Source organism: Shinella sp. GW835-FHT14H05, from assembly GCF_058793575.1.
The window spans coordinates 15,390-33,818 of the sequence record NZ_JBXAFY010000023.1 but is presented as its reverse complement, the minus strand read 5'-3'; the positions used below and the strand labels follow the sequence as shown (position 1 = coordinate 33,818).

The following is an 18,429-nucleotide window of genomic DNA, read 5'->3' as shown; positions in this document are numbered from 1 at the left end:
TTTCTGGATTTTGCGTGAATGGCGACAAAAGCTGCGATTGTTGAAAACCAACAGAAGCGCGTCCGTGTTTCAATTGACGAAACCATAGCGCACGACTCGGCCTCGCTCAGTGGCCAGCTACAGATCTTATTCGAGAAGCTCTTCTCGCCCAACGCAAAGAAAACGCTTCGGCGTTTCAGTAGCACGGAGGCCGCAAAGCTTCTCGGTGTCACTGACAGCTACGTCCGGCATATTGCCTCGCAGGAAGAGGCCGTCACATCCGAAAAGACGGCCGCAGGCCGAAGGACGTTCTCGCTTGAAGAAGTGAACATGATCCGGCAGCTTCTCGGACGAACGAAGCCAGCCTACTTGCCCGGCCGCCGCGAAGGCGATCACGTTCAGGTGGTCGCGGTGACCAATTTTAAAGGCGGCTCTGGCAAAACAACGACCGCAACACATTTGGCCCAGTATCTTGCGTTGCGCGGCTATCGTGTTTTGGCGGTCGACCTCGATCCTCAAGCCTCCATGTCAGCCATGCTCGGCTTCCAGCCTGAGTTCGATGTGAACGACAATGAGACGCTCTACGGTGCTATCCGCTACGACGCCGAACGGCGTCCAGTAGGGGAGGTGGTCCGGCAAACTTATTTCGCCGGGTTGGATCTGATACCGGGGAACCTGGAGCTTCACGAGTTTGAACATGACACGCCGCGGGCTCTGGCATCTCGGGACTCCGCCGATACCGACATGTTCTTCATGCGTGTCGGCAATGCGCTAATGGATCTACAGGATCGCTATGATGTCGTAGTCATCGACTGCCCGCCGACACTTGGCTTCCTCACGCTTTCGGCACTTTGTGCGGCAACTTCGGTTCTGATCACCGTTCACCCGCAAATGCTCGATGTCGCATCGATGAACCAGTTCCTCTCGATGACCTCCGATCTGCTCGGGGTGGTAAAGGAGGCCGGAGGTAATCTTGATTACGATTGGATGCGGTACCTGGTGACCAGGTACGAACCCAACGACGGACCTCAGGCACAAATCGTTGCGTTTCTCAGAAGCCTTTTTGGCGAACGCGTTCTGACTTCGATGATGGTCAAGTCGACCGCCGTCTCCGACGCTGGCCTATCCAAGCAGACGATCTACGAGGCGGGCCGGGAAACGATGCACCGCCAAACCTACGACAGGGCCGTTGAAGCGATGGACAGCGTGAATTCCGAGGTGGAGACCCTTATTCGAACTTCATGGGGTAGGGCATGAAAGGCAGAGACATCCTCAAGAGCATGGTGAGCTCGGCCGAGCAGACCAAGACGGAAGCTCCGCAGGCGCCGGTGGCACACAAGCCAGCCGGCGCTGTCCGCGCTATGAACCTGTCGCTCGGTCGTTTGAACGAGGAGGCGGCGGCGGCCAAGGAATTGCGCGAAGCGATCGCGGCGGGCGACAAGGTCGTCGAACTCGATCCCGCTCTCGTAGAGGTCTCGTTCATTCGGGATCGTATACCGCTCGAAGCGGATCCGCAATTTGACGACCTGAAGGCGTCGATCGCGGAGAGCGGCCAGCAGGTGCCTATCCTCGTCAGGCCTCACCCTGCCAAGCCGAATTACTATCAGGCGGCCTACGGCCACAGACGTCTGCGTGCAGCAGACGACCTCGGCAGATCCGTCAAGGCAATTGTCCGTAACCTGACTGATGAGGAAGTTATTCTCGCACAGGGCCAGGAGAATGGTCCTCGTGTCGACCTCAGTTTCATTGAACGGGCTCTCTTCGCACGACGTTTGGAAGAACACGGGTTCTCTCGCGATACGATTGCCAAGGCACTGTCTGTCGATAAGCCGGAGATCTCGCGGCTGTTGCAAGTTGCCGAAGGTGTCCCATCTGAAATTATGCTGGCTGTAGGCCCGGCTCCCAAAGTCGGGCGGCCGCGCTGGCTGGCTTTCGCGGAAAGGCTGAAGGACAGTGCGTCGGCGAAACGGCTCGAGAAGGAAATGCAGGCGCCTGATTTTCTGGCGGACGAGACCAACAAGCGATTCGATCGTCTGTGGAAGGCTGTCATGGTAGCCGAGAAGAAATCGAAGGATGTTGAAGCGGTGCGAACCAAAAAGGGCTTGCCGCTCGCATCGATCGAACGCAATGCCCGCGGTTCGAAGATCACGGTAACATCGGCAGAATTTGCAGAATTCCTTTCCACGCACATGCATGAGTTCGTTGCGAGGTTTGAGCAGGAAAAACACGGAAAATCAGCGGACTAATCAAGTTGTCAGCTGACAATCGGAGCAAATAGGAGACATAGAACCGCAAAAGAAAAAGGCCCCCAAACGTCGCCGTCGTGGAAGCCTCTCTCTTATCTAAGCAATCTGAGAATCGCATTTCCACGAATCCCCGTCAAGAGTCTTTGGCGCCGTTTTGGTGCGCGGATTTCTTTTGCCTTCTGAAAGGTGAAGGAAATGCAGATTGGAAGTGTGACGACGCCCTTCGGGCGGCGGCCGGTTTCGCTTGCCCAAGTTAGAGGGCAGATGCGGACGGCCGAAATCAAATCCGGCAAGACCGCCGACAAATGGAAGGTGTTTCGTGACGTCTGCGAGGCGAGGGCGGTGCTCGGCATCCAGGACCGCGCGCTCACCGTCCTCGATGCACTGCTGACGTTCTATCCGGACAACGAGCTTTCGGAGGACCGCGGCCTCGTCGTTTTCCCGTCGAACGATCAGCTCTCCGTGCGTGCGCACGGCATTGCCGGCACGACATTGCGCCGGCATCTCGCCGCGCTCGTCGACGCTGGTCTAATCCATCGCAAGGATAGCGCCAACGGCAAGCGCTACGCCCGCAAGGACGAGAGCGGCGCGATCGAGGAGGCGTTCGGCTTCAGCCTGGCGCCGCTGCTCGCGCGCGCCGAGGAACTAGCGCACGCCGCACAACAGGTTGCCGCCGAGCGTAAGCGCTTACGCATCACCAAAGAAGCGCTGTCGATCTGCCGACGCGACGTCCGCAAGCTGATCAGCGCCGCGATGGAGGAGGGGGCTGCCGGCGACTGGGGACGCATCGAGGAGATATTCCTCGGCCTGACCGGGCGCATCCCCCGCACGCCGACGGCTGCCGATCTACAGCAAATCCTCGAGGAAATGGAGATGCTGCGAGAGGAAATCCTCAACCGGTTGGAAATTCAGGAAGATTTCGAAGAAACGGCCAGCAATGCTGTTCAAAATGAACGTCACATACAGAATTCAAATACCGAATCCAGCTATGAACTTGAACCTAGCTCTCGAAAAGAGCAGGGGGCGAAATCGAGCCGAGCTATCCGGCCGGCGGGTGAGCCGATTAAAGCATTTCCACTGGCAATGGTGCTGCAGGCCTGCCCGGAGATCCGTGACTATGGGCCGAATGGCGTCGTGGAAAGCTGGCGCGACCTGATGTCGGCCGCGGTGGTCGTCAGATCGATGCTCGGCGTCAGTCCGAGCGCGTATCAGCAGGCCTGCGAAGTCCTCGGGCCGGAGAACGCCGCGTCGGTCATTGCTTGCATCCTCGCAAGGGAACCGCACATTAACTCGCCCGGCGGCTACTTGCGCGATCTGACGCGAAAGGCCGAACGCGGAGAGTTCTCGCTCGGGCCGATGCTAATGGCGTTGATGCGGGCGAATGCCCCGACCAGGCGGCATGCATCCTGACGCTCCCTCACATTGCGCGATCCCGGCACTGGGCGTGGCCTGCGCTGTATCGTTCAGTTCTGGCGTGGGCCGCTAATGTAAGGATTTACTTTTACGGGATGACGCCGTCCTGTACAATCATTTCTACGCATTCGCACGATCGGGCTCCTCATGAAACTTTTTTTGGTGTCTATCGCGATCGTTTTTGGAATTGCTTCGTCAGCTTCCGCTGACGAAGCTCCTAAATTCACGCCCGAGCAGCAGGATCGCTTAGTCATCAACGAGATGCTTTCGAACCCTGGCCACTCAAAACCCTACGAGTTTGCAGCTTTAGCCTTCGCCGCGAAGAACGCTGCGGCGGCCTATGATCGCGATCCTAATCTTCCGTATTCCCAGTGGAACCCTGTGAGTCCACAAGCCGCGGTGGCGAACTTCCTCGAACTTAAGATGACCAAAGAGCGCTTCATCGAAATCAGCGTCCTAAAGCAACAGGACGCGATCGAAGGCTTCACACTCAAAGGCACATATGGAGAAGCGGCGTTTACCGCCGCGCTCGGCCTTGCGACCATGAACGCCGGTGGAGTGGGTGTCGCGATTTCTCCATTTTTAACTAAAGCTGGCTTTGATGCCTTGGACATTTCCCCTCAAAACCCTCGATTGCCGGATGTCATGGCGACATCTGCAATGGTTTGGGCTTTCGAGGAGGTTCGCGCCGGAACTTCGACGGGGAAAATGCTTGCGGTCTATTTAGCTAAAGACAGGATTCCCGATCCCAAAGCCGACCGCGCCGATCATCCCGGCGTCAAACGCGGCGAGATGATTATGCGCCAAGTTCAGACGGCGAAAGATGTTAAGTCCCTTATTGAAGGAAACACCGATATCAAAAGGGGTTTGGCGGCGATGGAAGCCGCGCTGAAGGAGCGCAACGAGCAGACCGAGGCGCGCGCCGCCGCGGGCGATACGGACTTTGTACCACCGAAGGTGGATGTCACTGCGGGCGAAGTGTTTCACGACGTCGGCGATGGGCTGACAGGCCTAAGCTATATTCTGACTCTCACGAATAACCCAAAAGAAGCCGAAATGGTCGACAAGCTCGCTAAGGCTTCTAAGGCGATGGAGATGCTTTCCACCGCGCAAACGATGGGCCCTGTCGCGTGCGCGAATGTCTATTTATTCGCCGCGGTTATGATTTATTCGGCAATCAAAACCGCCAAGGCACCGGAGAGCCCGTATCCCGCGATCTTCGCCATGCTCGCGCGGATTTCCAAGCAGATCGAAGATATGCGATTCGAACTGGGCACTCGCCTCAATCAGATTGATACGAAATTAAGCGGATTCATCCAGCAAACGCTTGCACGCCTGAATGCGAGCCTCGACAATCAAGCTCAGATAACTCAGCTGTTAGCGGGCTTGCAACAGCAACTCAATATGATTTCGGTGACCATTCAAGGACAGATGCTATCGCTGGTAGACATTGCTTTTGCGGAACAGGACCGGAATTGTTTTTTACCGGCTGGCGGTGGCGATTACTTACGCTTAGAGAAGAACACATTTATTACCTGCGTGAATACATATTTGGATCGAGGTACCATCCATGCTCGATCGGTCTTGGCGAGCACGCCATTGGGCTCCGTTGCCACGTCCGACGTTTATGGCGCCAAGTTCTTTCCCTACAGTGATTATTACGAACAGCTGCGGAAAGCTGTAGATCCCGATGGAATCGAATATACCCGCTCGCTAGCGCATCCAGCCGTTTGGTATCAAAGTGCAACGTTGTTAGCGAAGCTTTTACGACTGCAGCCCGAATTCATTTCAGTCCTCGATGTGAACAAAGAACAGTTTGGCTTAGTCACATTACGAAGCGACGAATTGGTACGCGCAGGTCAGGAGTTAAAAACCTTTCGAGAAACTCTCTTGTTAACGTACGATAACGGCAAACCAACACTGCGCGGCGACCGAATTAGACATTTTTTAAACCGTATCACAGATTTGTACGGCGAAGTAGTTCAAAAAATACAAACAGAAGTGGCGCGACAAGAAACTCCGGTGGATGCGGTAAAAGAATTCAGCCAACCCTTCAACCGTGATTACCCTTACAGCATGTTCGCACAGTCCGTACCGTTCTGCCTCGACAAGACGGCCACGCTAACAAACTGGAAAACTTATCTTCGTAACGCAGGTCCCTACGTGGTGGACATCTCCTATGAGAAGGGCAATTGGGGCGCGGAAGGAGATTACGAAGGAGCGCGGAACTCGGTCACCGAAAAGCTCAGAAAAAGCGCGACCACCACCGACCCCAACCGCTTAGCTTGGGACCGCCAGATCTTGAATGCCATGGCGAAGGAACTTCCCCTTATCGAACAGTCGGGACATCGTGCAGCCTATATCAGCGCGTGTATTCAAACTCTAGAAATCAGCAATCTCGATCAAGTGGGTGGATACCCCGCGAAGATCGATGTTCGACTGGCGCTTCATTTGGATGTGGTCTTTGATACGGCTACGGGCAAAGTGAGTAAGCCCGCTCAAGACATTGAAGCTGCCGTGAGTGTGACCGTGCCCTATGGCGGCGGACTTGAAGTGTATAGTGGCCACAGTACATTTCGCATAGATGACATGGTGGCCTTCGGTTGGAACGAGACTATTTACCCGGCGCTTATAAAAGCCGGGTTCAAGGATGTTTCATCTCAGGACACAAAAAAGAGTTTTGATGAATTGAAAGCCGTTTGGCACGATGAGCTTTTTAGCAAACATCAGGCGACAATGAAGAGTGCGCTCGACGCTCAGTTAGCCGCGACTTACGAGAGATTTGTTTCAGATTTAAAGAATCTCGAAGCTTTACTGAGCATCGGTCTTGATGAAAACCTGGCTTCCGTTCAAAAAGTGAAGAAGGTCATTGATGAGATCTTCAAGGAGTCATCGCCTGAATCGTTGGTGAAAAGAGCCGTAATAGGCGGTGAAGATATCACGAACATGGCCGCAAAGCTGAATCAAGACGTCGAGTCTGTAAGGGCCGCCGTTACGACCCTCACTTCCGACCCAAATTTGCAACCGGCGCCTGATTTACTTCTTTTTGCCGAGAAAGAACTAGATATGCTTTATTGGATGCGAGCGGCTCCATCGGAACCCGCTAAGTAGGTTGCGCCGGTTTCTGCTTCCGTTGTTTTAAGCCGCTGGTCTGAGCGAAACGACAACTCAGCAGCGCACTCTCGAAGGTCTAGCAGCCGCACAGGCGGCAGACTAGAAGACTGGACCCATTCAACCGACCGGACGAGCCGCGGATGGTCCAGCGGCGATAATGGCGTGCATCCTGCATCCTTGAGCGCTCAGCCACATCACCTCGGCCAGAGGCTACCTGTGGGGTCTCACTGGAAAGGCGAGGCGACAGGCCTACCCGTCTCCGCGGTCTAACAGAGATACAAATGCGGCTGAGACATCGCTGTGGACGAATAACGTGAAGCTGCGGTGATGCAGAGCAACAGAGCGGGAGAACTGCGATGGCTTGCAAACCCCAAGCCATTGAGGTTGTGTACGAGTGGGAAGAGTTCCTCCGAGACGATCTTGGTACTTAGGTTTTGAAGGCTCCTGCGTGGTGTCTTTCGAACTGCATGCCCGCGGGTACCCGGGTGTAGGGCACGGCCCATTAGGGTTCGGGTTTCAATCCCTGGAAAGTTCCTCAGCTGTGGCCACGATAGGCGCGTTCCCAAAGGAGCATATTTGAAGCGGGAATGCTGATGACGGATGCGACGCCAAGAGGACCAGACGCATGAAGGTTTCCCGTGACCCTTGGCACGCTCAGTAACGCTCGGAGAGCCGGTCGCCAGCTGGCACCAGGCCTCGAGATTAGCCGAGATTGGAGGCGAGTGCCCGAAGCGTGTTCTCGCCCATGCCTTCGCTGGCGAGGTGCTTCAGGGTTTCGACATCGTCATCGGTCAACAAGGCGGCGAGCTGGTCGCGCCGGTCGAACGGGCGGATGGCGTCGAGCGCGTCTAGCTGTTCCGCACGGCGGTGGATCGCTTGGCTGTCTGATTCGGACGCTCTATGATTGTCGATCATTGACCCTAGTCTTCGCGATCTTGCGGAAATTACGGAAAATCAGTATATTCCGGAAAAAGGAGTTTTGACATGACGTCGACCGTGACCGCCGCGGCGGTTTCCAAGAGCTTCGGGGCCTATCAGGATGCCGCCGTGCGTGAGCCGGTGATCATCACAAAGAACGGCCGGCCGCGCACCGTGCTGATCGCCTATGAGGACTATCTGCGGCTGTCGCGGCGCGACCGTCGCGTCGAGGCGACGGCGGAACTGAGCGACGATGACATCGCCGCGGTCGAAAAATCCGAAATGGAGCCAGGCTTCGATCATCTCAATGCCGAACTGCTGACGGGCAAGAATGCTGCCGACTGAAATCAAGGTCGGTCACGTCTTCCGCTATTCCTATCTCTGGCACTGGCAACATCTCGAAGGCCGCGAAGAGGGCGACAAGGATCGACCCTGTCTGGTGCTGGCGTTGGTCACCACGCTCGAGGACGGCACGCCGTTGGTGCGGGTGCTGCCGATCACCCACACGCCGCCGGCCCGGGCCGACGAAGCGATCGAGATCCCGCCGGCAACCAAGCGCCGGCTTGGGCTCGATGACGAGCGCTCCTGGATTGTGCTTTCCGAAAGCAACCGCTTCGCCTGGCCGGGGCCGGACATCCGGCCGGTCGATAGCGACAGCGGCTATTTCGGGCCGTTGCCGCCGGCGCTGTTTGCCGAGGTGAAGCGCCGCTTCGTCGAACTCGCCCGCGCGCAGCGGCACACGCCGACGGCCCGGACCGATTGAACCTGCCATTGACTTCCGTCCTTTTCACGCCGGCTCCGGTCGCCACCGTGCGATGATCGCCTCGATCTCGCCGCGATAGTCGGTCGGGTAGACCGCGTCCTCCTGCCGCGCCAGCCAGGTGAACACGGTGGCCATGTCCTCGGAGACGTCGCGGTCGACGGCAAACAGGTCGGCGATGTCGAAGCCAGCGAGCGCATCGGCGTTCCACCAGGCAAGCAGGAAGTTCGCCACCCGCCGCCCCTGGCCGGTGTCGTCGTGGGCGATGTTCGGGAGCTTCTCGAGCGCAAATCGGAGCCGGTCGTCGACGGTGTTCGCTACGTCTTCGTTGTGCTTTCGGACGATTCTAGGTGGTTTGCGACTCCAAATCCATCACTATCGATACTGGGTCCCTATCGATAGTAACCGCAACCGAAAATGGATGTCTAGGTGACGGAAATAAAGTCCATGATATGTTCTGTTTGTGCAATTTCAAGACGTTAATACATATGCTTAACGGCTGGTAAGTTTTTATCACCGTGGCCGAGCGAGCTGTTCGAAACGGGCGCGTCGCCTCGTTCGTCCACAGGATCTCGGTGTAACGCCTCTCGTGAAACCCCTTGGCGCTCAAAAATCTCCGATTAATTTCAATTAGCGTTCCGTGCAACTTTGATTATAGAAGCTGAGATTGCCTCGCTCGAATCAACGTATCTGCCCGTATGACCACACCCATTGTTCTTGGCGCCGACCTCCCGCCACTCCCTCCGGAATTGCTCGTTGCCAGAGATCGTGGCGAGGTCCTTTTCATCGTTGGTGCTGGTGCATCTTACCCCCCGCCATCGTCACTTCCCGACTTCGGGGGTCTGGTTGCAGACATCTATGCGGAGATCGACCCCGCAATGAAGGCGCCTTTGGCGGAGCTTCGGAAGAAGACGGATCCGCCGAAGTGGCACGAGATCACTGGAATGTTAACGGACCAGCAGCGGACGGAGCTAAAATTCTTCGCGCAGAATGAATATGACGTGGTCCTCGGCATGCTGGAACGTCGGATCGATGGCGACCCAAGCAAAATGAGCACCCTGCGCCGCGCCGCACGGAAGGTCCTGGAGCGGACAGTCGAACCCAACCCTTTACACACGGCGCTAGTGCGCCTCGGGCAGAGGTACGGAGAAACCCTGCTCGTCACCACGAACTTCGACCGCCTCCTTAGCATCGCGGCAAAGCGCGAGAAGTATTCTGCCGACGCCTATGCTCTCGGTGAAATCCCAAATCCCAGCCGCAGCACGGAGTTTTCGGGAATACTGCACATACACGGCATGCTGCCGCTCAAATCTCAGCGTGGATCGGCTCTCATATTGACCGATCAGGATTTCGGCGACGCGTATTTGCGGCGGCAAATCATCACGTCGTTCCTTTACGATGCAGCCCGCATTTTCCACTTGGTGCTGGTCGGTTACAGCGCCAATGACTCGCCAGTCCGGTACCTGCTCAACGCAATCGCTGCGGACGAGCGGCACTTCGTCGACCTGAAACCACGCTATGCATTCGTCGGTTGCGATCCGACGGATCAGCGGACGCCCGTCGAATGGAAGTCACGTGGGATTACACCGATCCCCTATGACAAAGCGGACAACCACAAAGCTCTTGGGGCAGTCCTGACCCGCTGGTCCGAGATTATCCCGGACAAACGGAACGCGTCCCGGATCCAGAAGCAATTAGTGGCGATCGCCAAACTTGATCCCGACGGCCCGGGTGGCCAAGCTGCGCAGTCGTTTATTCGCTACTACATTGGACGATCAAATCCGAGCGAACAGGCCGAACTCAGCAGGCTCCTCGCATCTAAGGATGCCTCGCCGAAATGGCTTGGCATCCTCAACCAGTTGGTCCGCGATTTAGCGCGAGGGCGATAGATGAGAACCGCGAGACTTAACGATGTGGACGCGAAAATCGCTCAGAACACTCGAGCTTTCGCGATCGAGCGCCTGTCCGACCGGAGTATTCTTGAGTGGGCGCTAACACTGCGCCCAGACCAGATTGCGGAGCGAACGGCGCTGCGGGATTTGGTCGAATACAGGGTGAAAGAAATTGCCGAGCCTTATCTGCAAGCATGGCAATATCTCTTCGAGTTCTGGGACGGTCCTTCGGGAGACGCCTCTCAAGATCGGCTTCTGATAAAACACGAACTGAGAACCGGCGGTAGCCCCACCGAGATTATCAGTCTCATAGTCGCCGCGGTCAGGCCGTGGATTCGAGTTGAGAACGGCAAGAAATATGAAGCGTTCGGGCACAAGCTGCCCAAGAAGCCAAAGCGCGTCCGCGACATTTTCTGGGTGTCGATGGAAGGCGGACGGGGCATTGCGCCGGAGGAGATAGGTCTTGGCGAGTCGGAAGACAGGGACTTTCTGTTCGAGCTCGCTGTTGCGCTGAATGCTGCTCTTTTGAGCGGGCTGAACCAAGCCCGTCGGATTGGTTACATCGGCGACGCAGATCCGATGAGCTGGCTTGTCCAGCGCGTATATTACGTGCCGCCAGAGCAATTCGCTGACGGCGGGGGCGAGCCAGATCGCCACAAACAGGGCTTTGCACCCACCACCAAGCTTCTTTTCGCGGTCGTGAAACGCCTCGCGCTGCTCGACAAGAAGGCAGCTTCTCGCGTCGTGTCTTCGTGGGATACTGATCGCTCAAAGCTCTACAAGCGCCTATGGGCGGCTGTCGCACGCGACGAATCAATGATCGGAGCAACTGACGTCGCCGAGTTCCTCACAAAACTCGATGACCAAGAATTCTGGTGGCCACACGCGTTTCCGGAGATTGCCGAGTTGCGGGCAGTACGTTGGAACTCGCTTCCGGAAGAGGTTACCCAACAGCTGGAACGGCGAATACTAAAAGGAGAACCGGCGGGGCGTCTAAGAAAGCGCCTCGGGAAAGACGAAGCTAAAAATGCTCTGGTCCGGCTCAGCATGACGGAACTTCAGCGCATAAAGCTCGCCGGCGGGCACCTTTCCGCCAAGGCCGAAGACTGGCTGCAAAAAGCAGCTTCGGAGCAACCTCAGCAAATCGCTTTGGCATCCGTCACGCAAGACTTCGCGGCGGGCGTGAGGTCATTCAAAGATGATCGAGGCGGCGATCCCGCGTTCGCTGATGTTCCTCCGTCGCGTTTGATTGAAGAACTAGCGCGACAGCTGGGCGACGATGGATGGGACAACAACAGCCGAGCTGCATCCGACTATATAGGCCGCAATCCAGACCTGATCCTGGACCTGCTTGCAGGTAAACCATACTCGCCGGCTCGTGCGAAAGTTTGGCAAGCATTCGGCTACAGTTTCCGGCCGCAGGACATTAATGCGGGGAGAGATACCGCCACCGCGGAGGACCAAGCGCTAGTTCCTACAGCGCTGAGGGCGTGCGGTGAGATCGCCGGCACGGACGTGAAAACGCTGCAGGAGGCCCTATCGGGCCTTACCACGTGGATCTCGATCTGGGACCGCCTGTTGAATGGCGAAGGCGATTACATCCGCGCGTGGCTCGCGCTTTGGCCCGTGGCTGTTATTGAAACCAACAGAGCGCCGGGGTCCGATAGCCGGCTGGGCGATCGGTCGTACTCGACGCCCGTCGGCCAGCTAGTCCACGGGCTCATTAGAGCAATACCAGCCTTTAAACCCGGGACACTCGCGCAACCGCCTTGGTCAGAGGCACTTCTATCCCTAGAACAGGCAACGGGTGAAGCGAAGCTTCAAGCGCAATACCAGACGATGATGTTCTTCGAATATTTTTGGTCGGCCGATCAGGCCTGGACACGGAAAAACTTGCTGGCGCCATTGCTTGAGGCACGCGGCGAGAACGGCGACCTATGGCGGGCCTTCGCAGATACCCGATACATGCCCGCCCGCGATGTTTTGGTACAGGTCGGTCCGATGCTGGTTGAAGTGGCAGCGGGAAACGAGATGGCTGCGGAAGTTCGTGGCGCCCTTGCCAGAAGAGCAATTTACGCGACGATCCTGGACAAGCGCGAAAGTCGCGATCCTGCCATTCCGATCCGCCTTACGCAGCAGCTGTTGCGCATAGGGGGAGACGAAGTCCGCACAAATGCTCTCCGGGCCATGAAAAACTATCTCGAGAACCCAGGCGTCGAACCACCGCCGACCCCGTCGCAACGGTTCGCCTTAATCAAGGAGGTGTTTGAAGACGTCTGGCCGAAGGAGCTGACATTGTCATCCCCCGCATTGTCGGACGCACTCGCGGACTTCCCAGCAAAGGCCAGACCACATTTTGCGGAAGCGACAAACCTCATCCTCCCATACCTCACACCATTCGATACCTGGTCACTCTATGAGTATGGCGTGTTGGATCGGTCGGATAAGACAATCAGTGGCGTGGATTCCGCTGAAGATGCCGCCGCGTTCCTGTCGATACTGGATAAAACAGTGGGGACGGAGGAGGGGGCGATTGTTCCAAACGGGCTGGATCGTGCCTTGATGCATATTGCCGAGAAGAGCCCACGTCTTGAGAAGGACACCCGATACCAACGCCTGCTGACGCTATCTCGACGGTAGTCTTTCTCGATTCGGCGGCGCACTGCTCCACATAGATCGTCGGGCTTGGCATCATCGATCAACTAGGGCCTCGGGCGTTCCAAGCCGGGCCATGATTTCGAGAGGACGTGCCGATTTGTTTCCGGCAGCGCACGTCCGTCGGCCAGGGGCTGTCGGTTGGCACTTAATCGTCAGAATGCAGGTGGTCCGGCGAGTTGTGGCAATTAATCTGAGAATCTTTTGGACGGGTCTTGGCGCTTAACGGCTGCTGACACGGAGCAACCCTTTGTAAGATCTCCTAATGCTGATGCACTCAGCCAAAACCGCCATTATAGTCATCGCGGCGTTCTCGGATAAGTGCCAAATTCTCAGTGCGATTCTCAGTTTGTTGGGTCTTCCTCACTTTGCGTGTTCACTTGCCGTTAGACATGCTGCCGCTATGAGCGGGCATGCAAGCGAAAACGAAAACGAAATGGTCGCCCGGCCCAGGGGTCAAAGCTTTGGGTATCTCGCTCCCTGACGATGACAGCTGGGTTGTTTCCACCGCCGGACCAGCTTTCGGCATTTGCCCTAACCGGGCCGCGATGCTGTCCCGATATGCGATCCGGAGACCGGCCATGTGATCTCGCCGGTAGGCGCAGCTGCCCTCTTGCATGAAGCCGCGAAGCATGCTGACGATCAGCCAGGCGAGAAGGGTCGATGCTTTGAATCAGGGCTCGCCTGAGTTCGTTTTGATGCGCAGCCTTGGCATGCGCTTCTGCGGAATCTTTGCAGCCGCGATCCGGACAGGCTCGACAGCTGGATTGACGATGCCGTTAACTCGCGTTTGGTCGCAATTGAGCGGTTCGCACGCGTCTTGCACCGCGATCTTGACGCCGTCTACAACGCCATTGAGCTGCCCTGGAGCAACGGCCAAGCGGAAGGCCAAATCATCCGCCTGAAGGCAATCAAGCGTGCAATGTATGGCTGAGCTGGCCTGGAGCTGCTCAGGGCACGCGTGCTGCCGCCTGACCAAAATCGCCACCCACAAAGTGGGGAAGAACCCTTTCAATTGCTAAGTGACACTAGGTTCGTTGCGTTCCAAGCTGGCCTTTCCATGACCCCCGACGTAGACTCGGAATCGGAGTTACCAATTTGGTAGACCGATTTGGGTTTCACTGGTACTTTGGCCTTGAGCTGCCAAGTGATCCGCGTGTATCGAGATGGACCTGATTGGAATGAACGAACGGCTGGAAAAAGACCAAAATATGCTTGAAAAGATTGAAGGCGATAGAATTGCCGGTGTCCCGAACGTTGTAGGGAGAATACTCTCGTTCATCGATGAGCGTCGCTATCAGCCGAGCGAACGGTTGCCTTCGGAACGTGACTTTGCCGACAGGTTTAATGTCAGTCGCGGGGCCGTTCGCGAGGCTTTGGCTGCTCTAGAGTCGATGCGCGTGATTGAGCGGAGGCCTAACTCCGGAATTTATCTTAGAAATTCTGATGAAAGCAGCATTGAGGCCCTCGTTCTTCGTGCTTCTTCTGGCCTACCGTTCCAGCCTGAAGAGACCGCGGACGTGTTTGAAGTGCGAAGTATTCTGGAATTGCAGAGCGTCCGTATTTCCTGCGACCGAAGGCGAGATCAGGACATCGATCATCTGAAGAAAATACTTCGCAAAACTAAGCTTGCAATTGATAGTAAAAAAACAATTGAAGATGAGGATACAGCGTTTCATCTTGGTATCATATCCGCAACTCACAATACAATACTGCTTCGCACGGTGAAGTTATTTTACGAATTTTCAAAACAGCGCCGTATAATATACTTTTCAGACTACGCGCGTGGCAAGAAGGCTTATGAAGACCATTGCGAGATACTTGAAGCCATCGAGGGCCGTCACACCGACTTGGCGGTGGGATTGATGGACCGACACTTGTCCCGAGCTCTGGCCACATGGCAGACTCTCCTCGCGACGCCGGAACCAGCTGCTAAATAGTGCGATTTCGAATGGCCTACCTCTGGATCGGGCGGGAATTGCGAAAGGACGAAAACGAGTAACCGAGGGCCGCCGTTGGGTCGGCCCGGTCTGTTCGTCCTTTCGGCCTTGTTGCGTGACAGATTCCGAATCAGGACATAGGTTATGTCAGCCCATTGAACGCGTAGCGCAAGAGCGAAGACGTAGTTGAGCAAGGTCGTGCTCGTGCTGGTCTGCGGTTGGCTTCTCTTTCAGGTCTTCAATCTCGGCACGCCGTCTATTCGCGGTTCAACCCGACATGCGCCCGCGGGTGAACAGATCGCCACGGCCGACTGGCTGCCGAGCAGCTCGGGCGCCTACAGGTAGTGCCGGTATCGGACCAGAGCTGGAACTACCGACCGGATTAAAGCAGCCCGATTTTGGTCGGTCTCAGCGAGCACTTGCCTGTTCGCCAAGATTAGCGCCTTCTTACTTCTGCCATCACTTCGCCTCCCTTACTGCGCGGATCGTCTAATGATTGACGGGGTCAGCGCCTCCTTTGCCGCCGGAAGCGTGCAAAGCCTGCATCATAAACTCCAGCCACGATCAAGGCTTCGGCCGCACGGATGCCCGCCGGGCCAGCGCGGCGCCGATCACGCCGCCATCAGATGTTTGTCGATGTCGATGACACGCCGGCGGTGTCGATTGGGAGGATGGTCATGCGTCTTTCTCGTCACCCCGCGAAGCAAGGAGCACAAGGCGCGGTCAGCCCGCCGGCCATGACGACTTGAGGCCAGTCGGCTGGAAAAGTTCATCGGCAGAACCGCTTTTAGCCACATTTCCGGACGCAAAGCCGTTTCACGCTTTTGCTGGAAATGCTTTAGCCCTTGTCCGCGACCAGGCCCACCTGCTCGACAGCGTGCGCAGCACAGATTTCGTCGTTGGCCGATGCATCACCGGAGATGCCAACAGCTCCGAGGGTCTCACCCGCCTCCCCGCGTATCAGGACACCACCGGGAACCGGCACGATCTTACCGCCGGAAACGCCGGACAGGGCCTGTACGAAATGAATGCGCTCGGCAGCGGCCGAGTTCAGCCAGCGGGAGCCCGAGCCGACCGCCAGGGCGCCATAGGCTTTGCCAAAGGCGATCTCGAAGCGCAGCATGGAAGAACCATCCTGCTTCTGGAACGCGATGAGGTGACCGCCTGCATCGAGCACCGCGACCGAAAGCGGCTTCAGATTGAGCTCCCGCCCTCGATCCAACGCGGATTCGATAATGCGGTTGGCGACATGCAGCGTGATGGCTTTCATTGTTTTATCCTGTTCCGAGATCGCCTGCCCCTTTGGCCTTCAGCTCCAGCCGGCGCGCATGCAGAACCGGCTCGGTATGCCGCTCCGCTGAGCGCGGCCCTTGATGACCAGATCGACTGCCGCGAGGAGGGCGATGGACTGGTCGAAATCCGGTGCCATCGGGCGGCGGTTCAGTCGCAGTCGTTCTGGCGATCCACGACGCCGGCCGTGCGCTTCGGCATCTCCGTCACCTGCGCTTCGCTGACGATGCCGTCGCAGCCAGTTCGCCATATGCTGCGCGAGATGCACAGCGTCGCGCGGTCCTCCATCAGGCCGAATTTGTTGATGTCGGGCACCTTGGAGCAGCCGACGCCCTGGTCGACCCAGCGCACGACATAGCCGAGAATGCCCTGCGCGTTGTTGTCGAGTTCGCGCTGGATGTCCTCCGGCGACCAGTTGCGCCGGGTGGCAACCGGGATCGACAGGATGTCGTCCAGCTTCGCCTTCTAGCGCGACTTCAGCACTTTCGGCGCTTTCACGTCGACCTTGTGATAGTGCGTGGCGTGCAGCGTGGCGGCGGTGGGCGACGGAACCCAGGCGGTGTTCGCGCCAGCCTTCGGATGACCGATCTTCTGCTCCAGCATGGCGGCCGTCAGGTCCGGCATGGCCCATATGCCCTTGCGCATGGCCCCGCAGGCCGCATTCCGGCCCGGTATCGGCGCTCCACGCCTCATAGGCTTCGGCGCGAGATCGTGGACGAGCTTGCCGAAGCCGGCCCAGAAATCCGCGGGTTTGACGCCGGTGCCGCATTGCGCGCTTGTTGACGAAATGGTAGAGCCTGCGATCGACCTGCAACGCGCCGTTTGAGTAGAGCCTGCGACCGACCTGCAGCCCGCCGACTTCGATCCGATCCGTCATGTCAAAGCTCCGTTATTGCGCCCCGACAGGCGCGTATCTCTTCGCGGGGGTTATGGCATCCCAGCCCTATAAGGGCTTGGGCCCGCCGGTCGCCCAATCTAGAAGCTCGGCGATATGAACGACTGGAATGTCCGTTCCCGATCCGATCTGCATCATGCAACCGATGTTTCCGGCGCCAATAACCTGCGGCGCGGTCGCCTCCAATGTCGTGATCTTGCGCGACTTGAGTTGGGACGAAATCTCGGGCTGCATCAGATTATAGATGCCGGCGGAGCCGCAACAGATGTGACCATCGCGCGGCTCCACCACTTGGAAACCTGCTGCTTTCAACAGATCCTTGGGCGCGGCTCGGATCTGTTGCCCATGCTGAAGCGAGCATGCGGCGTGATAGGCTACCCGGAGGGGCTCGGCATGGGCCGGTTCCCTGAGGCCGATAGAGTTCATTACTTCGCTGATGTCCTTTGCCAGAGCCGAAACGCGCGCGGCGTCTGCCGCCAGCGGATCGTCGCGGAACATGTGGCCATAGTCCTTCACGGTCGTTCCGCAGCCGGACGTGTTGATGACGACGGCGTCGAGGCCGTCGCCATCCAGTTCGGCGACGAGCGCCCGGATGTTTGCGGCCGCCATGCGGTGGCTCTCATCGGTCTTGCCCATATGGTGCGTGAGCGCACCGCAGCAACCCAGCCCTTTGGGAATGACGACCTCGCAACCGTGTCGTTGCAACAGCCTGATCGTGGCGTCGTTGATGTCGGTGTTCAGGACGCGCTGTGCGCAGCCGGTCAACAGGGCGACGCGCTTCTGCCTGCCGGTCTCGGCGGCGAAGGTCTGGGGGCGGTCGTTGAAACTGGGTGAGGGGATTTGGGCCGGCACCATGTCAAGCATCGCCCTTAGGCGGGCGTCCGGCAGCAGCCTTCGAAACGGCTTCGCAAGCTTCCCGCCGATCAATGCGAGACGGAACCGACCGGGATAAGGTAGGATTTTCCCCAGAATCCAACGTAGCGCGCGGTCGTCCCACCGGCGCTTGTAGTTTTTCTCGATGTATTCCCGTGCGTGATCGACGAGATGCATATAGTGCACACCAGAAGGGCAAGTGGTCATGCAACTCAGGCAACTAAGGCAGCGGTCGATATGCTTCACCGTTTGCCTGTCCGGGACCTTGCCGTTTTCCATCATATCCTTGATCAGGTAAATGCGTCCGCGCGGGCTGTCGAGTTCATCGCCAAGAACCTTGTAGGTAGGGCATGTGGCCGTGCAAAAACCGCAGTGAACGCACGATCTGAGAATTTCGTTCGAGCGCCTGGTCGTCGCGTCGGTCAACTGTTCTGCCGTGAAGTTCGTCTGCATC

At 57.4% G+C, this 18,429-nt stretch carries 15 protein-coding genes and 2 pseudogenes; 11 read left to right on the top strand and 6 right to left on the bottom strand.

Features of this window, described 5'->3' with window-relative positions:
• The first annotated feature begins 18 nt into the window (after window positions 1-18).
• The 4 genes from repA (at window position 19) to AC1Q6Z_RS32755 (ending at window position 6,749) form a co-directional block, all read left to right on the top strand.
• Entirely contained in the window at window positions 19-1,236 is a 1,218-nt protein-coding gene (repA, locus tag AC1Q6Z_RS32770) for a plasmid partitioning protein RepA (protein WP_153517582.1), read from the top strand.
• Window positions 1,233-2,225: a plasmid partitioning protein RepB gene (gene repB, locus AC1Q6Z_RS32765; protein ID WP_435269057.1), complete on the top strand. Its 993-nt coding sequence runs from the start codon at window positions 1,233-1,235 to the stop codon at window positions 2,223-2,225. Before repA ends, repB begins: the two co-directional genes overlap by 4 nt.
• Before the next feature lie 195 nt (window positions 2,226-2,420).
• Window positions 2,421-3,635, top strand: a complete 1,215-nt coding sequence (repC, locus tag AC1Q6Z_RS32760; RefSeq protein ID WP_492650419.1) for a plasmid replication protein RepC — start codon at window positions 2,421-2,423, stop codon at window positions 3,633-3,635.
• 150 nt (window positions 3,636-3,785) lie between these two features.
• The gene (locus AC1Q6Z_RS32755; protein ID WP_492650418.1) at window positions 3,786-6,749 is read left to right on the top strand and encodes a hypothetical protein; all 2,964 of its coding nucleotides are present in this window, start codon (window positions 3,786-3,788) and stop codon (window positions 6,747-6,749) included.
• Between the two features lie 668 nt (window positions 6,750-7,417).
• Here AC1Q6Z_RS32755 and AC1Q6Z_RS32750 read toward each other — a convergent pair.
• Window positions 7,418-7,667: pseudogene (locus tag AC1Q6Z_RS32750) on the bottom strand (integrase); the annotation flags it as partial.
• Window positions 7,668-7,736: 69 nt separating this feature from the next.
• Between AC1Q6Z_RS32750 and AC1Q6Z_RS32745 the strand changes: the two are divergent.
• Both AC1Q6Z_RS32745 and AC1Q6Z_RS32740 read left to right on the top strand, forming a co-directional pair.
• On the top strand, window positions 7,737-8,015 hold the full coding sequence (locus tag AC1Q6Z_RS32745) for a type II toxin-antitoxin system Phd/YefM family antitoxin (protein WP_435269063.1): 279 nt from the start codon (window positions 7,737-7,739) through the stop codon (window positions 8,013-8,015).
• The gene (locus AC1Q6Z_RS32740) at window positions 8,002-8,433 is read left to right on the top strand and encodes a plasmid maintenance toxin (PemK-like) (protein WP_435269064.1); all 432 of its coding nucleotides are present in this window, start codon (window positions 8,002-8,004) and stop codon (window positions 8,431-8,433) included. The genes AC1Q6Z_RS32745 and AC1Q6Z_RS32740 overlap by 14 nt, the downstream gene beginning before the upstream one ends.
• Window positions 8,434-8,457: 24 nt before the next feature.
• Here AC1Q6Z_RS32740 and AC1Q6Z_RS32735 read toward each other — a convergent pair whose 3' ends face one another.
• The gene (locus AC1Q6Z_RS32735) at window positions 8,458-8,775 is read right to left on the bottom strand and encodes a DUF7673 family protein (protein ID WP_492650430.1); all 318 of its coding nucleotides are present in this window, start codon (window positions 8,773-8,775) and stop codon (window positions 8,458-8,460) included.
• A gap of 353 nt (window positions 8,776-9,128) precedes the next feature.
• On the opposite strand from AC1Q6Z_RS32735, the gene AC1Q6Z_RS32730 reads away from it, so the two are divergent.
• From AC1Q6Z_RS32730 to AC1Q6Z_RS32710, 5 genes and pseudogenes are all read left to right on the top strand, one after another.
• Window positions 9,129-10,319: an SIR2 family protein gene (locus tag AC1Q6Z_RS32730; protein ID WP_492650417.1), complete on the top strand. Its 1,191-nt coding sequence runs from the start codon at window positions 9,129-9,131 to the stop codon at window positions 10,317-10,319.
• A 24-nt stretch (window positions 10,320-10,343) separates the two neighbouring features.
• Window positions 10,344-12,962 (top strand): hypothetical protein, encoded by a 2,619-nt coding sequence (locus AC1Q6Z_RS32725; protein WP_435269066.1) that lies wholly within the window; start codon window positions 10,344-10,346, stop codon window positions 12,960-12,962.
• Between the two features lie 571 nt (window positions 12,963-13,533).
• Window positions 13,534-13,911, top strand: a pseudogene (locus tag AC1Q6Z_RS32720) (transposase); the annotation flags it as partial.
• A 247-nt stretch (window positions 13,912-14,158) separates the two neighbouring features.
• Window positions 14,159-14,917 (top strand): FadR/GntR family transcriptional regulator, encoded by a 759-nt coding sequence (locus AC1Q6Z_RS32715; protein WP_328589415.1) that lies wholly within the window; start codon window positions 14,159-14,161, stop codon window positions 14,915-14,917.
• 186 nt (window positions 14,918-15,103) lie between these two features.
• Window positions 15,104-15,262 (top strand): hypothetical protein, encoded by a 159-nt coding sequence (locus AC1Q6Z_RS32710; protein WP_155269259.1) that lies wholly within the window; start codon window positions 15,104-15,106, stop codon window positions 15,260-15,262.
• Between the two features lie 493 nt (window positions 15,263-15,755).
• Here the strand turns inward: AC1Q6Z_RS32710 and AC1Q6Z_RS32705 are convergent, their stop codons facing one another.
• From AC1Q6Z_RS32705 to glcF, 4 genes are all read right to left on the bottom strand, one after another.
• Complete coding sequence (locus AC1Q6Z_RS32705; protein WP_036588654.1) at window positions 15,756-16,187, bottom strand: GlcG/HbpS family heme-binding protein; 432 nt, start codon at window positions 16,185-16,187, stop codon at window positions 15,756-15,758.
• A gap of 170 nt (window positions 16,188-16,357) precedes the next feature.
• Window positions 16,358-16,558, bottom strand: coding sequence for a hypothetical protein (locus AC1Q6Z_RS32700; protein WP_413037881.1), 201 nt, complete (start codon window positions 16,556-16,558; stop codon window positions 16,358-16,360).
• Window positions 16,559-16,672: 114 nt separating this feature from the next.
• Window positions 16,673-16,831, bottom strand: coding sequence for a hypothetical protein (locus tag AC1Q6Z_RS32695; protein ID WP_413037882.1), 159 nt, complete (start codon window positions 16,829-16,831; stop codon window positions 16,673-16,675).
• A gap of 319 nt (window positions 16,832-17,150) precedes the next feature.
• Window positions 17,151-18,428, bottom strand: coding sequence for a glycolate oxidase subunit GlcF (gene glcF / locus AC1Q6Z_RS32690; protein ID WP_077548349.1), 1,278 nt, complete (start codon window positions 18,426-18,428; stop codon window positions 17,151-17,153).
• Window position 18,429: the final 1 nt, after the last annotated feature.